Genomic DNA, 13,779 nt, shown 5'->3' with positions numbered 1-13,779 from the left:
CGGCTACTGGGGAGGGTCGTCAGGAATGGGCTTTCGGGGCCTGCGCGGCATGTCGTCGGGGCCGGCGGCGTGTTCCGCTGCGCTTCGTGCCTTGGCGGCCGCGGCAACCGGCGCGACTGTCAGCGGCGGCGCGCCCGTCACGGCCGGCAGCGCGGGCGCATGCACGGCTGGGATTCCGGCGGCATTCCGATATGACTGGAGCAGCAGCAGCGCGTCGATCGTGCCCAGATTGTGCTCGGCCTCAGCGCGCGCTTCAAGGCGGGTCTGTTCGTCTTTCACGGCTTGATTCGCCGCAGCCGTCCGTGCGTCCAACCGTGCAAGCTGCGCGTGAAACGCCTGGACGGCTAGCTTCAGGCAGTGCGCCGTGTAATCGTCGTGCAGCAGGTCCGCGGGCGGCGTCAGGTTGTGATCCGCGGGCACCCGGGGGCGCTGCGCCGCATCGGCCGCCAGGGGCAATGCTCGCCCGACGTAAAGGCGTTGGAACGGCGTCGGCGGCGTGCGCGCGACGCGATCTGCGCCCAACTGGGCGCCCACGCGTTCAGTGCGGTATGCATCCCTGGCATCGTCGGTTCTGACCGCGCCGGGCGAGGCGATTGGGGAAGGGAGCATGGGCGTCTGGGTGGGCTGAGCGATGGGCCAATCTACTAGTTGGTCGGTAGCGTGTCAAGGGTGGATCAGACCGGGGCGGACGGGTAATGCTGAACGGGTTGCGCAGCGCCTGCGGTCGCACGGCGACCGGACAGGCATGCATTTGCGCAGTGTTAAAACCTTCGGGACGGGCGCCGCGCGCCAGCCACGTCAAAGGAGAAGACCATGCCCATGTTCATCACGATCGGTTATGGCGATCAGCAGGGCTATGACCGCACGGACAAAGCCATACGCGATTCTGCGCATGCGCATGATGCCGCGTTGCAGCACGCGGGCGTGCTGATGGGCGTCGCGGGAACACCGGTGCAGGTGCGCAATCCGGACGCGGCAGGTGTCGAAACGGTGCAGGGGCCGTACCTGAACGCGCCGCTGCCGCTCGCGGGCTTTGCCGTCATCGAGGCAGCTGATTTGGCCGAGGCCATCGAAAAGGTGTCCCGCACGCCGTGTGCCGTGGCGCACGGCGTCGTGGAAGTGTGGCCGCTGGAACAGCCGTAGCGCGCGCTATTGGTCGACCGACCGCATGTCGCAAGTCGTCTCGGACGACGCGCACGCGCCGCGAAACCAGGCGCGTCCGCGCGTGCGGTCCTTCTCGGCCAGCAGTTCAAATGTTGCGCTGTGGCGCATTTCGTAATCCAAAAGCAGCCATTCGCCGTCGCACGCGACGATGCCGCGCAAGGTGGCGCGCTCGGTCAACCAGTCGCTGTCCAGGTCCAGCAACCGTTCGCTACCGGCGTCCGGGCGGGCATATCCCCGCGCCGACTGGATGCCGACTTGCGCATCCCCGGCGGCGATCCAGCCTTCACCCTGATAGACGGGCCGCGGCGGGCTGCGGTCGCTGCCGCTCATGGCGTCGCTGGCGTTCCTGATCTTCAGCCAGCCGTCGCGCGCCTCCGTCACGTCGAAGGTCACGCTGTAGAGGTCGACTTCGGGATCCGGGCTGTCGCCGCGCGTGGTCGGCAGCGCGCCGAGCTGCTTGGCGCTGGCAGATGCCGACGCGCGCACGGGGATGGCGGGCTTGGCATTGGTCGTCCAGCCCGAAAAGCGGCATGCCGTGGGGCCGGCGGGCGTCCAGGCTGCTGCGTGAGACGCGGTCTGAGCGTGGAGACCAGGCGACAGGGCAAGCGCGGCAAACAGCAATGCAAGCGGTCGGAGCGTCATGGAGGATTCGTCGGCGGAGTGATTGAGGCCGGAAGATCGGCCGGCGAAAAGCCTAACATGGCCGCCTTCGGCGCCCTGATGGGCGCAGTGACACCGGGCAGCGCAAGGCTGCCCGGCGGTCTTCCTGTGATGGTTTGCGGGCCGGCTACTGCGCGCCGGTGGCGCCCGACACATACTGCGCCAATGCCTGCACCTCCGCGTCACTTAACGCCTCGAATGCCGGCATGACGCCGATCCCGTTGCGCACGGCCTGCGTGACGCGGTTGGCGTCGGGTTTCAGTTCATCGAGGTTGGGCCCGATGGTCCCGGCCGCGCCGGCGTCGGCCAGCGTGTGACAGACGGCACAGGCCGGCGTTGTCGACTTCAGGAACAGGGCGCGGCCCGCCTCGGCATTGGGCGGTTCCGCCGCCCACGCCGTGGCGCCCGCAATCAACGACAGGCCCGCCGCGCAGAGGTTGCGCGTCCGCCGCCCGATCAGGCGGCGGGATGCGGGGTTCGGCTTGAAGAAACGGCTTTGCATCGATTCCGCCATCCTCAAGACACGTTGATGGCCAGACCGTGGTCGCGCCAACTGCTGTTGATGTAGCCCGGCGCGTTCTCGAACCGGTTCTCCACCTGCACGTTGCCCTGCGTGTCTTCGACGCGGCTGACCAGCATGTGCTGGCCCGCTGTCAGTTCCACCGGCAGCGCGAACTGACGCCATGCATATTTGCCAAGATCCGGTCCGATCAGCGCGGCCTGCTTCCAGGTCTTGCCGCCATCGATGGACACGTCCACGCGCTTGACCGCATGCATGCCCCCAAAGGCAACACCCCGCACCACCACGCGTCCGGCCTTCACGGCCTGACCATTTGCGCCCGGTGCGTTGATCCACGACTTGGGTTCCATCGCCCAGACCGAGGGTTGGTCGGGGCTGGGCTTGGCGTCCATCGGCGTCAGGCGATAGCCGGTCTGCTGGATCTTTGCAGGGCTTTGTTCGGCGGTGAACGCCAGCCGCTTGATGTACTTGACGTTGTTCACGCCGGTATAGCCCGGCACGATCAGCCGCAACGGGCCGCCGTGGGCCAGTGACAGCGGCTCGCCGTTCATCTCCCAGGCCAGCATGGCGTCCTGCATGGCTTCGCGCGGCACCGAGCGTTCCACCAGCAGGGATTTCGGATCCAGGCCTTCCGGAAGCACTTCGCCACCGGTGCCGGTCATGAAGGCGGGTGTGCCATCCAGGCCGCCCAGGTATTCCACGAGCGTGCGCACCGGCACGCCCGTCCACATCACGCAGCCTGCCGCACCCACTTCCCACGGCGTGCCGCTGGGCTTGTGGGGAAAGAAGCCCCGGCCGTTGCCCGAACACTGCAGCACCGTCGCGATCGATTCCACGCCCAGCGTCTTCAGGTCGCCCACGGTCAGCGTGCGCGGCTGCTTGACGCCCTGGATCTCGACCTTCCAGCCGTCCCGATCGTCCAGGATGGCCGCGTCCGGCGGCGGCAGGTTGTTGCGGACGTAGAGCTGGCGCGACGGCGTGATGATGCCGTCGCCAAACGCGCTGCGGCGCGTTTCGATGGTGTTGGCGCTGTGCACGATGACGCTGTCGGCGTCTTTCCAGGCCGCGTAAGGCGGCAGGGGTTTGGCCGTGGATGCGGCGGCCGGTTTCGCTGCGGGCGCCGCGGCGGCGGGTTTGGCGGGCGCATCGCTGGCGCGCGCGATGCCGCTGGCGCCCAGACCGGCCGCGGCCAGGGCGCTGGCGCTGCCGGCCAACAGGCGGCGCCGTGCGGGGTTGCGTGGGGTTGTCTCCATGGCTTGCCTCTCTGGTTGCCGCGTCCCGCAGCGCGAGCGCGGTGTTGTGCTTATGGCGGCCCAGCGCTTGCGGCCTTCCGCATCATCGGCAATGCCCCTCTTTATGTCAACGGGTTCTAAAGAACTATAGGTTTACGGTCATTTCAGATATAAGACTTTCGGATATTGGGTTCAGGGCCGCAAAGAACGGAATCTGTCCTGGTGCAAATGAAGCCATTGTTCGGCAGTGCAAACGGCAATGCCGCGCTGGGCATTGAAGGTCTGTGCTTTGTCCCACGCCACGCCACGGCCCTGCGCGAACACTGCGCGATACTTGCGCATCGCATCGCCAGGTTCGGCCGCCAGTGCGCGCAGCAGCGCCGGCACCGGCCATTCTCGCCGCGTGACCTTGCGCTCCAGCAAGCGGTCCAAGGCATCCGCGACCGCCCGGTACGTGACGGTGTCGCCCGCGACATGCACGACCTGGTTGGCGATGCGGGGCTTTGTGAACAGGATCTCGGCGGTCAGCGCGCCAATGTCTTCGGCCGTGGTCAGCGTGACCGCATTGTCCAGGCTTCCCAGCGCGTTCACCGTGTTGGCGGCCAGATCCACCACACCGAACGCGGGTTCGAACAGAAAGCTCGTGAACATGCCCGTCGAAACGATGATCCATTCGGTGTTGCGCTGTGCGCGCAGCATGTCGCGCACATCAAGCTGCTCATCGAACAGGTCCTGCGGACTGCCCCGGCCGATGACGTCGTAGTCCACGCCAAACTGCCACGGCACAAAGCGCTTGACGCGCGCGTCCAGCGCAGCGCGGGCGATCTTGCGCTGAACGCCGGGTCCGCCGACAAAGCCCGTGCATGAGACGACCGTATCGTAGCGGCGGAAGGTGGCGGCGAGCGCCTCCGTGGATTGCTGGGCAAGATCGCCTTCGATGATGCCGACGCCCAGCCCACGCAGCTCGGCAAGATCGCGCTGCTTGGCGGGATCGTTGGAAGCGACGGTCGACGCGCGCAACAGGACCGACAACTGGCCTTTGACGACGCGCGGCGCCAGGTTGCGCAGCACGGCCATGCCGAGCTGGCCCGCGCCCAAAACGAGGACAGCGTTGTGTTGAATCATGGGATGCCTCAAGCAGAAAAAGTGGCTTGCAGTGTAGGAGCGGGCAGGGCATCCATTGTTCGCCGTGACGGAATTCACAACGCGCCGCAGCGCGCATTCGCGGCCGATATGCGTTGGTAATATCGGGACCTTCCCGCCGCATGCGGCGCACGTTCTATCGTCGGGATCGGCTCATGGACAAACTTCAAGCGATGGCGGCATTCGTCAGGGTCGTCGAGGCGCGCAGCTTCACGAAGGCCGCGCAATCGCTGGCGCTGCCTCGGTCGTCGGTCACGACGATGATCAAGAACCTGGAAACCCACCTGGGCACGCCGCTCCTGCATCGCAGCACGCGCAGCCTGAGCCTGACCGATGCCGGTGCGCGCTATCTGCAGGCGTGCCAAGCCATCCTGGCCAATATTGCCGACGCCGAGAATGACGTTACCGCCGCGATCCAGGCGCCCCGCGGCCGCGTGCGCGTCGACATGCCCGGCGTGGTTGGCCGCGCGATTGTGGTGCCAAGGCTGGTCGAGTTCGAGGCGCGTTTTCCCGACGTCGAGGTCGTGCTGGGCCTGAGCGATCGCCCGGCCGACCTGATCTATGAAGGTATCGACTGCGCCATCCGTAGCGGCGAGCTTGCCGATTCCACGCTCGTGGCGCGCAGCCTTGGTCACTTGGTATGGGTAACCTGCGCGTCGCCCCAATACCTGGGCCGCTTCGGCGAACCGAAATCAGTGGAAGCGTTGCCCGCGCATCGGGTGGTCAACTATCTGTCCAACGCCACCGGCAGGCCGCTGGACTGGCGGTTCCGAGTCGACGGTGAAAACGTGTCGATGGCCTTGCCAAGCCGCTATTCGGTCAACGAGACCGAGGCATATCTGCACTGCGGCCTGGAGGGTCTGGGCCTGATTCAACTATCTGCGCTGGCGGCGTCTCCGTATCTGCGCAGCGGCCGCCTGCGCGAAGTCTTGGCCGATGCGCGCTGCGAGCCGGTGCAGCTTTCCATTGTCTATCCCCAGGCGCGTGCGACCGCGGCGGTGAAGGCGTTCGTGCAGTGGGTGCTGGAGATCAGCCGGCCCGTGTTGGCGGAGTGATGATCGTCACGGGGCGACACTGCTCGCCATCGCGTCCTGCCGGTATTCGTGCGGCGCGACGCCGCTCGCTTTCCTGAACGCCCGGGAAAAATTAGCCGGTGTGGAATAACCAGAATCCATGGCGATCTGCGTGATGGACACGGTGCTTTCGCGTAGCAGGTCTTGAGCGCGTCGCAGGCGCGCGGTATTGGACAGCTCACGAAAGCTGACGCCGCCGTCGCGGCGCAGTACGCGTTGCAGGGTGCGCACGCTGGTGCCCATCGCCTTGGCTGTGCTGTCGATAGAGACGGCGCCGGCTTGCATCTGGATGCGGATGTGCCAGATGACGGTGGCCAGATAATCGCAGTCCGCGCTTGCGGCTGATTCCGCCGCAGGCCCCTGCACACCGGCAACCGTGCCCGGCGGGACCGGGGTTGGCGTCATATGAGTAGTGGCGTCATTCACTTGTGCTTATTCTTCGCGTGTAGTTGCGAGAATCTGCTAGCGCGCTTCCTGCCTGGCAGAAATCGGAGTGATGTGCCTTCGGATATTACCTAAGCCAACAAAGGGCGAGGCCTCTTTTTATTTGGCTTACAAACCTGACGGAGAATCGCAATGAGACTACACAAAACCATCCTGGCGCTGTGCGTCGTGCTGGCGGTTTCGGGTTGCGTGACCAAGCAGACCTACGACAAAGAGGCGCAACTGGCAGCCGAGTATTCCGCCCTCAATAAGCAGCTCTCGGCCGAACTACGCGGCGACCAAGTGCAGATTACGCAATTGCAGGACGAGTTGAAGGTCACCATGGTGAACGAGATTCTCTTTCCCGAAGGCGGGTGGAGCCTAAGTTCCAACGGCGAGAGGACGCTCGCCAAGATCGCGCCCACGCTTTCCAATCTGCAGGGCAAGCAGATCGTCGTCGAAGGGTTCACCGACAACGAGCCTATCGGGCCGGCATTGAAGCGGCAGTTTCCCTCCAATCTCGAGCTGTCATCGGCGCGGGCGGACAACGTGGCGCGTTATCTGATCGCCAAGGGCGTATCGCCAAATTCGGTGTCCGCGGAAGGGTTCGGCGAGGCGCGGCCGGTGGCCAGCAACTCGACGCCTGAGGGCAGGGCCAAGAACCGGCGAGTGGAGATCGTGATCACAGCCGCGGGGCGTCCTTAAACCGGCTCGTTTGCGGGCAGTGTCGAAGCGGCCAGGAGCGCTCCTCCTGGCCCCTCTGCATGACACTCGCCCAGTCACGCGCCGCCGACGCCGCGCACCACCTTGCCCGTTCCGCCGCACGTCGCGCAGCGGGTTTGCTCGATCCTGCCGCTGCCGTGACAAGCGGGGCAGGGCACCTGGCCCGTTCCAGGTGTACCAGGCGCGAAGTCGTCGCCGGGGTTGATGTCGCCCGGCATGGGGGCGGAAGGCTTTTCGTTCATTGCAATCTCCGGTAGGCCAGCATCTCGCAGCGTCGGCATGCCGGCCTATCCAGCACCTGGCGCTTATTCGAATTCGTGCCAGAGCGCGAGAAAGGCTTCGCCCTGCGGCACGGCCCCATTCACAACTTTTCGCCCGGCAAGTTGCTGGCTTGCCGGACCCAGTCCGAAAACTGCGCTTCGTCGAATGCACCTTCGTGGATGTCCAGGTAGCGCACCTGCGGATACTTCGATTTTCCAGCGGGGATGGGCCGCAGCGCAGCCCCCTGAAAAAACGTCACCTTGATGTACTTCGAGAAGCAGTGCAAGCTCAGGAACCAGCCTTCGCCCGGCCGTCCGTAAAAAGGCGAATTCCATTTGACCGCCTTGGCGACGCCGGGGACAGCTGCTTCCACCAAGGCGTCGATGCGTTTGCCGATGGGCGATTTCCAGCCGGGCATCGCGGCGATGTAGGCCTGCACGGGTTCGTCGCCATCTCCCTTTGGTATCTGAGGGTTGCCGCCGGAGAGCAGGACGACTTCGCCGGGCGCCGCCTGGGTTGCGGGGTTGCGCGCTCTACCGGTCTTTCGAGTCGGCGCGGAATTTGCATTTTGCGTCATGGATGGTGCTCTCTGTGGTCCGGGAACGGGTCTTCCCGCCCCAGATAATCGTCCACCGCGCTGCCGACCGTCGGGTGAAAATGGTCGTCGCTGAACAGACGGGACAGCTCAAAGCGTTTGAGCTTGTCCCGCACGGGGTCCTTCATCTCCGCGAAGTGCAACGCGATGCCTTCGCGCGCCAGCGTTTCGCACAGCTCGCGCAGCATGTCCGCGGACGTGACGTCGACGCTCGTGACGGGTTCGGCAGCCACGACCACGCGCCGCACGGGCGAGGGCGATGCCTCGACGGCTTCCAGAAGGCGCTGCTGGAAGAGCTCGGCGTTGGCAAAGAACAGGGGCGCATCCCAACGGAACAGCACCAGTCCGTCGATCAGTGCGGCATTCGGATAGCGCTTCAGGTCGTGATACCCGCGAAGGTTCGGCACGCGGCCCAGCACCGCGAAGTGCGGGCGCCAGCCGTCCCACAGGAATTCAATGACGGCGATGACGACCGCAAGGCAGATGCCGGGTATTGCCCCAAAAACGGCGACCGCGGCAAAGCACAGCATCGACAGCCAGAACTCCCATTGCTGAATGCGGTAGATGCGCCGCAGGTCCTTGAACTCGAAAAGGCCGATGGCGGCGGCGATCACGACCGCGGCCAGCGCGCTGTTGGGCAGGTGGCGCAGCAGGTTTGGCGCGGCGATCAGCAGCGCGGCCACGGCCAGCGCGCCGACGACGCCCGTCAGTTGCGTACGCGAGCCGGCTGCTTCGGCCACCGGCGTGCGCGACGCGCTGCTGCTGATCGGAAAGCCCTGGAAAAACCCCGCCGCCAGGTTCGCCACGCCCAGTCCCACCATTTCCTGGTTCGGATCCACCCGCGTGTGGGTGCGTGCGGCATAGGTGCGTGACAGCACGCTGGTGTCGGCAAACGCAATCAGCGCCACCGCGCAGCCGCCCAGCACGATCTTGACCAGATCGGCGTTGCTGAGCCACGGCCAGGCAAGGCTGGGCAGTCCCTGCGGAATCTCGCCGAGCACCTTGACGCCTTGCGCGTCCAGGCCGAAAAGCTTGACCGCCAGCGTGGCAAGGATCACCGCAATCAGAATGCCCGGCACGCGATCAAAGCGTTTGAGCAGCAGAATCACCGCCAGGCTTGCCGCGCCGACTGCGAAGCTTGGCCCATGGGTCTGCCCGTCGGCAACGGCCAGCGCCAGTTGCTGCATTTCCTGCAGAGGGCCGGCGTCGTCGATGGAGATGTCGAACAGCTTGGGCAACTGGCTGACCAGCACGGTCAGCGCGATGCCGTTCATGTACCCGTAGCGGATCGGCTTGGACAGAAGCTCGGTGATGAAGCCCAGCCGCATCAGGCCCAGCACGATGCAGAACAGCCCGGAGACGACGGCCATCATGCTGGCCGCGGCGATGGCCCGCATCGGATCCCCGTTGGAGACGCTGAGCACCACCGCCAGGATGGGCGCGGCCAATGCGGAGTCGGGCCCCAGCACCAGGATGCGGCTTGGGCCGAACAGCGCGTAGGCCAGCATGGGAATGATGGTGGCGTACAGACCGTAGACGCCCGGAACGCCAGAGGCTTCGGCATAGGCGATGCCGACTGGCACGAGCATGGTTGTCAGGACCAGACCGGCCGCGACGTCCTTGGGCAGCCAACCTGCCTGATAGGACTTGAGCATTGCCAGGCCGGGCAGCCAGCGCAACCAGTTCGGCGCGGGCTTGGCAGGGGAGCGGGGCGTCAAGGTGGACATGGAATCCCGGTGCAAACGCGTGCGCTACGGGTTAGGGACTTCTGCGCGCATCATGGCGGAGAAGGGTTGCCGGTATCTTCCAACATCTGTCGCAGGCGAGCGCGGCGGCGCTCGAGGTCGGCGATCTGGCGCTCCACGGATGCCAACCGCTGGCGCTGCACCTCGGACGTCTCCGGGCACGCCGCCGCGCCTTCGATCAGCCGCATGCAATCGGGAAATCCGCGGATCTCCGCCAACGTGAACCCCGAGGCGATCAGGCGCTGGATTTGCCGGACCTGAGTCACAGCGGCGGCGGGGAATGTGCGATACCCATTGTCCGTCCGTGCCGACGCAAGAAGACCGTGGTCGTCGTAGTGGCGCAGCGAACGCAGGCTTGCGCCGGTTTTGCGGGCGAGCTCGCCGATCGACATGGGTGTTTGAGGCGGGGGCGTTTTCATGCGGGAAAGCGTAGCAGATTGGTGCTTGACCTTGACATAGGTGTGAGGGTTGAAACTGGCGCTCCCTCCAATCTTCGGGATGCATCATCCATGCAACGCAGAACCTTTTTTCGCCATGTGGCGGCAGCAGCCTTGTTCATGGCAGTCTCCGTGGTCGCCAACGCGCAATCCCGGCATTACACCGTCACGGCGCCTGATGGCGTGGCCCTCGCCGTCCAGGAGGCCGGCAATGCCGCGGGTCCGCCGGTCGTTTTCGTACACGGATTGCTGGGTAGCCACCTGAACTGGGAGGCCCAGCTTGCCAGCCCGGCGCTGCAGCGGTATCGGCTGATCACGTACGACCTGCGGGGTCACGGTCTGTCGGGCAAACCGGTGGACGCGGCGGCGTATACCGATGGCCGGCGCTGGGCGGACGATCTGGCGGCAGTGATCACGGCGACCGGCGCGCAAAATCCCGTCGTCGTCGGCTGGTCGCTGGGCGCCGCGGTGACGACCAACTACCTTGCCGCTTACGGTGACGCGCAGATTGCGGGCGCCGTCTATGTGGGGGGTGTGATCGAGCTGGATCCCAAGCAGATCGCACCGCATCCTGCCCTATACCGGGACATGGTGTCGCCGGATCTGAAGACCCACCTGGACGCGGAGCGTGAGTTCATCGGCCTGTGCTTTGCGCAAGCGCCCGATGGCGTCACGTTCCAACGGCTCCTGGCCAATGCCGCCATGGCGTCCTTCGACATGCAGGCCGCCGTGCAATCGATGACGGTCGAGGCGGCGCGTGGCCTCGGCTCGGCGCGCAAGCCTTTGCTGCTGATCTACGGCGCGAAGGACGCCCTGGTGCAGCCGGCGCCGTCAATCGACCGGGCGAGGGCGCTGAACCCGCACGTGCGCAGCAAGATCTATGCGGCCTCCGGGCACGCGCCATTCATGGAGGAGGCGGACAGGTTCAACCGGGAGCTGGCTGCGTTTGTTGACAGCGTCGTGACACGCTGACGGGATGGATGAAGCGGGGGGCTCGCGGCAGCTGCTTTTGCCAAATGTTGCTTGTTGCGAAGCAGCATCGCCTGCTATCTTCGACCCCGAAATGCGTTTGCCCCGATTTGGACCGCTTCAATGCCCGCCCCCCAGCTTCTGATTCCCGAACCCACGCCCGCGCGGTCCACCGACACGCTGGGCTGCTCGGCCAGCAAACTGGCTGTGAATCAGGAATTCCACGGAGGCGGACTGACGTTCTACCGCAAGCGCACTGAAACCGCGCAATTCGGCAGCGTCGAAACGCCGGCGTCGCATCGCGGGTTTCTGGTGGGCGTGGCGCTGCGGGGCGGCCACCGTCGCCGCATCCTGCAGGGCAATCACGCGTCGACCCATGATTTCGACGCGGGTTCAATCTACATCCGCGACTTCACCGACGATTACCGGGCCGACCTGCAAGGCGGCTTCGATTTCATGTTGGTCGAAATGCCCCGCGCGTTCATCGAACGCATCAACGACGAGAAGGGCGGTCCGCGTGTCAGCAGCCTGCTGCCGCGCAATGGGCAGCCCGATCCGGTGCTGGGCCACCTGTCGCAGGTGCTGGCGGGCGTGGTGGCGAATCCCGCGCAGACGAGTGGACTCTTCGTGGATCATTTGAGTCTGGCCCTGGGCACCCATCTGCTGTCGCAATACGGGGCCGGGGCGACGAGCGGCTGGGCGGACTCGGGCGGGGGCCGCGTGCTGTCCCGCAAGCTGGAGGCGCGCGCCAAGGACATGCTGCTGGCGTCCCTGCGCGAGGACGCATCCGTTGCAGATATCGCCGAGGCCTGCAATCTGTCCCGCAGCTATTTCATCAAGGCGTTCCGCCAGACAGTCGGCACTACGCCGCATCGGTGGCTGCTGGAGCAGCGGGTGCAAAAGGCGCAGGAACTGCTGCGCGCACCGGGCCGGTCCATCACCGACATCGCGCTCTTGTGCGGCTTTGCCGACCAGGCGCACATGACGCGCGTGTTCACCAGTGTGGTGGGGGTGGCGCCGGGGGCGTGGCGCAGGGAACACGGAGCTTGAGATAGCGCTAAGCGGCCGGCAGCCCGGGCGGCGCGGCTTCGTTGCCGAGGACGCGCGCGTTGCTCTTTCGTGCAAAGCAGGACGCAAGTGGGCAAGACGTGCCCCCGCCATGGCGCTACCGTGATGGAATGCCTTCCCTCTGTCCCCGATGTTCCGAAAGCGTTCCATGAGTGTTCTTGCCGCCGGCCGCCCGCCGGCCAACCTGCCGCCCGATTTGGCCGCGTTGCATGCGCAGGCGTTTCCGATGCTGCCGCGCGCGCTGATCGAGCGCGCGGCCGCCTATGGCGAGGAGATGTCGGCCGAGCCGGGCCGGGTGCTGCTCAACAGCGGTGATCGCGAAGCCGCGTTCTACATCCTGCTCCAGGGCTATGCCGAAGTGCTGGAAGCCGACGCCGGCGGCGCCATGCGCAGTCTGCTTGTCCATCGTGACGGCGAATTCACGGGCAGCCTGGACCTCTTCACCGACCGGCCGAATGCGGTCACGGTGCGCGCCAATACCCCCAGCCGCCTGTTGCGGCTGAGCCGCGCAGCGCTTGAAACGCTGATTCTGGCGGAGCGGCCGCTGGCAGAAATCATCCTGCGCGCGTTCATGCTGCGCAGGATCGGGTATCTGCGGCGCCGGCCGTATGGGGGCGCCATTCTGCGCTCAGTGGCGGGAAGCGCGCAGGAAGATCCCGTCATGGACCTGGCCGTGATCGGCGGCGGGCCGGCTGGATTGGCCGCCGCCGCCTATGCCGCCTCCGAGGGGCTGCAGACATTGCTGGTGGGCGGCTCGCTCTCCTGTGGCGACGCGCCCGGACTGGACGTGCTGAAGGGCTTTCCGGGCACGATCACCGGATTATGCGAGGGCCCGCTGCTGCGCCGCGCCGAGGACCAGAGCAAGCGCTTCGGCGCGCACGTCCTGCCGCTGCGCACGGTCAGCCGCTTCGACGGCGGCTGTTATCCCTATCGGGTATGGCTGGACGACGGCCGGCTCGTCGAGGCGCGCAGCCTCATCGTTGCGACCGGCATGCGGGGCGATGCGGAAACGGTGACCGATCACGCCAACACCGCCTGGCTGGACGGGTGGCTGGACACGGATGACCAGGGCTGCATCCATACGGGTCTTGCCGCCGCGGGGTCGATGCAGGCACGCGATTATGAAAGCTCGCAGCCAGGCGTGTTCGCCGTGGGCGCGGCGCGTGCGGGGTCGGTGAAGCATGTGCTGGCGAGCATTGCCGAAGGCGCGGCTGCGGTGCGGGTGGTGCATCGGTTTTTGGATGCGTCGGCGCATTGAGGGCCGGGGCGGATGGGCAGAGGCGAGGACAAAGATGAGTCGACGACGAGATCTGCGATTCGCCTGAATGGGGATGATCGGGCCAACTTTGGCTCGCCCGGGCCAAAGTTGGCCCGATTCTTTTTTGTTTGTTTTCAAACCGTTGAAGAATGTCGGGCCACAAATGGCCCGAACTTCCGTTGAAAAAAACACTTCCGCTGCCTTTGCGCCGTTGGGATTCCCATGTTGGGCGGTGAAGCACGCGTAAGCAGTTGATAAGAAAGAACAACGGAAAGACGCTTCCAACTTGGCACAGGGTTTGCATTGAGGCGACAGGTCATCACCGACTACTGCCACACTGCGCCAAGCAAAGGAACTTATGAGCGTCAGCACGACCTTGAGTTGGGCGATCCGCCATGCTGTCCCCAATCCTACGGGCACATGTAACGCCTGCGAACGCACTGGCCTGCCAATCCTTCCGTTGCGAATGGCCTACGCGCCTAAGCCTACCGCGACATCAAAGCGGCCG

16 protein-coding genes are annotated in these 13,779 nt (G+C 65.6%); 6 read left to right on the top strand and 10 right to left on the bottom strand.

The genetic code is table 11. From position 1 onward, the window contains the following. Positions 1–3: 3 nt before the first annotated feature. Entirely contained in the window at positions 4–534 is a 531-nt protein-coding gene (locus B2W22_RS06895; RefSeq protein ID WP_286936801.1) for a hypothetical protein, read from the bottom strand. 279 nt (positions 535–813) lie between these two features. Here B2W22_RS06895 and B2W22_RS06890 point away from each other — a divergent pair, with 279 nt between their 5' ends. Then, the gene (locus B2W22_RS06890; protein ID WP_286936799.1) at positions 814–1,143 is read left to right on the top strand and encodes a YciI family protein; all 330 of its coding nucleotides are present in this window, start codon (positions 814–816) and stop codon (positions 1,141–1,143) included. A 6-nt stretch (positions 1,144–1,149) separates the two neighbouring features. Here B2W22_RS06890 and B2W22_RS06885 read toward each other — a convergent pair whose 3' ends face one another. From B2W22_RS06885 to B2W22_RS06870, 4 genes are all read right to left on the bottom strand, one after another. After that, on the bottom strand, positions 1,150–1,806 hold the full coding sequence (locus B2W22_RS06885) for a hypothetical protein (RefSeq protein WP_286936798.1): 657 nt from the start codon (positions 1,804–1,806) through the stop codon (positions 1,150–1,152). A 145-nt stretch (positions 1,807–1,951) separates the two neighbouring features. After that, on the bottom strand, positions 1,952–2,326 hold the full coding sequence (locus tag B2W22_RS06880; RefSeq protein ID WP_239212768.1) for a c-type cytochrome: 375 nt from the start codon (positions 2,324–2,326) through the stop codon (positions 1,952–1,954). A gap of 14 nt (positions 2,327–2,340) precedes the next feature. Further along, entirely contained in the window at positions 2,341–3,597 is a 1,257-nt protein-coding gene (locus tag B2W22_RS06875) for a sulfite oxidase (protein WP_175183578.1), read from the bottom strand. A 171-nt stretch (positions 3,598–3,768) separates the two neighbouring features. Beyond that, the gene (locus tag B2W22_RS06870) at positions 3,769–4,701 is read right to left on the bottom strand and encodes an aromatic alcohol reductase (RefSeq protein WP_286936795.1); all 933 of its coding nucleotides are present in this window, start codon (positions 4,699–4,701) and stop codon (positions 3,769–3,771) included. A 173-nt stretch (positions 4,702–4,874) separates the two neighbouring features. Here B2W22_RS06870 and B2W22_RS06865 point away from each other — a divergent pair, with 173 nt between their 5' ends. Then, on the top strand, positions 4,875–5,774 hold the full coding sequence (locus B2W22_RS06865; protein ID WP_286936793.1) for a LysR family transcriptional regulator: 900 nt from the start codon (positions 4,875–4,877) through the stop codon (positions 5,772–5,774). A gap of 6 nt (positions 5,775–5,780) precedes the next feature. On the opposite strand, the gene B2W22_RS06860 is transcribed toward B2W22_RS06865, so the two are convergent. Beyond that, positions 5,781–6,218, bottom strand: a complete 438-nt coding sequence (locus B2W22_RS06860; RefSeq protein WP_286936791.1) for a helix-turn-helix transcriptional regulator — start codon at positions 6,216–6,218, stop codon at positions 5,781–5,783. A gap of 150 nt (positions 6,219–6,368) precedes the next feature. On the opposite strand from B2W22_RS06860, the gene B2W22_RS06855 reads away from it, so the two are divergent. Then, the gene (locus tag B2W22_RS06855) at positions 6,369–6,920 is read left to right on the top strand and encodes an OmpA/MotB family protein (protein WP_175121378.1); all 552 of its coding nucleotides are present in this window, start codon (positions 6,369–6,371) and stop codon (positions 6,918–6,920) included. Between the two features lie 74 nt (positions 6,921–6,994). On the opposite strand, the gene B2W22_RS06850 is transcribed toward B2W22_RS06855, so the two are convergent. The 4 genes from B2W22_RS06850 to B2W22_RS06835 form a co-directional block, all read right to left on the bottom strand. Next, complete coding sequence (locus B2W22_RS06850; RefSeq protein ID WP_175183538.1) at positions 6,995–7,180, bottom strand: hypothetical protein; 186 nt, start codon at positions 7,178–7,180, stop codon at positions 6,995–6,997. Positions 7,181–7,299: 119 nt separating this feature from the next. Then, positions 7,300–7,776, bottom strand: coding sequence for a DUF1801 domain-containing protein (locus B2W22_RS06845; RefSeq protein WP_286936788.1), 477 nt, complete (start codon positions 7,774–7,776; stop codon positions 7,300–7,302). Next, positions 7,773–9,521, bottom strand: coding sequence for a SulP family inorganic anion transporter (locus tag B2W22_RS06840; protein WP_286936786.1), 1,749 nt, complete (start codon positions 9,519–9,521; stop codon positions 7,773–7,775). Before B2W22_RS06840 ends, B2W22_RS06845 begins: the two co-directional genes overlap by 4 nt. 50 nt (positions 9,522–9,571) lie before the next feature. Next, positions 9,572–9,958, bottom strand: a complete 387-nt coding sequence (locus tag B2W22_RS06835) for a MerR family transcriptional regulator (protein ID WP_286936785.1) — start codon at positions 9,956–9,958, stop codon at positions 9,572–9,574. A gap of 138 nt (positions 9,959–10,096) precedes the next feature. Between B2W22_RS06835 and B2W22_RS06830 the strand changes: the two genes are divergently transcribed. The 3 genes from B2W22_RS06830 (at position 10,097) to B2W22_RS06820 (ending at position 13,271) form a co-directional block, all read left to right on the top strand. Further along, a complete protein-coding gene (locus B2W22_RS06830) occupies positions 10,097–10,948 on the top strand; it encodes an alpha/beta fold hydrolase (RefSeq protein WP_286936782.1) in 852 nt (283 codons plus the stop codon). A 120-nt stretch (positions 10,949–11,068) separates the two neighbouring features. Further along, positions 11,069–11,995: a helix-turn-helix domain-containing protein gene (locus tag B2W22_RS06825; protein ID WP_286936780.1), complete on the top strand. Its 927-nt coding sequence runs from the start codon at positions 11,069–11,071 to the stop codon at positions 11,993–11,995. A gap of 166 nt (positions 11,996–12,161) precedes the next feature. After that, positions 12,162–13,271, top strand: coding sequence for a cyclic nucleotide-binding domain-containing protein (locus tag B2W22_RS06820; RefSeq protein WP_286936778.1), 1,110 nt, complete (start codon positions 12,162–12,164; stop codon positions 13,269–13,271). Positions 13,272–13,779: the final 508 nt, after the last annotated feature.

The sequence above is a fragment of the Achromobacter sp. UBA4530 genome (assembly GCF_002388205.1).
In the GTDB taxonomy this organism is placed as follows: domain Bacteria; phylum Pseudomonadota; class Gammaproteobacteria; order Burkholderiales; family Burkholderiaceae_B; genus Achromobacter; species Achromobacter animicus.
Note: the sequence above shows the minus strand (reverse complement) of the source record. Positions and strands in the feature narration are given on the sequence as shown.

What these genes read in the sequence shown, in the direction of transcription:
- B2W22_RS06890 (WP_286936799.1), top strand. Translation starts at nt 814, where the DNA reads ATGCCCATGTTCATCACGATCGGTTATGGCGATCAGCAGGGCTATGAC.
- B2W22_RS06885 (WP_286936798.1), bottom strand. Translation starts at nt 1,806, where the DNA reads ATGACGCTCCGACCGCTTGCATTGCTGTTTGCCGCGCTTGCCCTGTCG.
- B2W22_RS06880 (WP_239212768.1), bottom strand. Translation starts at nt 2,326, where the DNA reads ATGCAAAGCCGTTTCTTCAAGCCGAACCCCGCATCCCGCCGCCTGATC.
- B2W22_RS06875 (WP_175183578.1), bottom strand. Translation starts at nt 3,597, where the DNA reads ATGGAGACAACCCCACGCAACCCCGCACGGCGCCGCCTGTTGGCCGGC.
- B2W22_RS06870 (WP_286936795.1), bottom strand. Translation starts at nt 4,701, where the DNA reads ATGATTCAACACAACGCTGTCCTCGTTTTGGGCGCGGGCCAGCTCGGC.
- B2W22_RS06865 (WP_286936793.1), top strand. Translation starts at nt 4,875, where the DNA reads ATGGACAAACTTCAAGCGATGGCGGCATTCGTCAGGGTCGTCGAGGCG.
- B2W22_RS06855 (WP_175121378.1), top strand. Translation starts at nt 6,369, where the DNA reads ATGAGACTACACAAAACCATCCTGGCGCTGTGCGTCGTGCTGGCGGTT.
- B2W22_RS06850 (WP_175183538.1), bottom strand. Translation starts at nt 7,180, where the DNA reads ATGAACGAAAAGCCTTCCGCCCCCATGCCGGGCGACATCAACCCCGGC.
- B2W22_RS06845 (WP_286936788.1), bottom strand. Translation starts at nt 7,776, where the DNA reads ATGACGCAAAATGCAAATTCCGCGCCGACTCGAAAGACCGGTAGAGCG.
- B2W22_RS06840 (WP_286936786.1), bottom strand. Translation starts at nt 9,521, where the DNA reads ATGTCCACCTTGACGCCCCGCTCCCCTGCCAAGCCCGCGCCGAACTGG.
- B2W22_RS06835 (WP_286936785.1), bottom strand. Translation starts at nt 9,958, where the DNA reads ATGAAAACGCCCCCGCCTCAAACACCCATGTCGATCGGCGAGCTCGCC.
- B2W22_RS06830 (WP_286936782.1), top strand. Translation starts at nt 10,097, where the DNA reads ATGGCAGTCTCCGTGGTCGCCAACGCGCAATCCCGGCATTACACCGTC.
- B2W22_RS06825 (WP_286936780.1), top strand. Translation starts at nt 11,069, where the DNA reads ATGCCCGCCCCCCAGCTTCTGATTCCCGAACCCACGCCCGCGCGGTCC.
- B2W22_RS06820 (WP_286936778.1), top strand. Translation starts at nt 12,162, where the DNA reads ATGAGTGTTCTTGCCGCCGGCCGCCCGCCGGCCAACCTGCCGCCCGAT.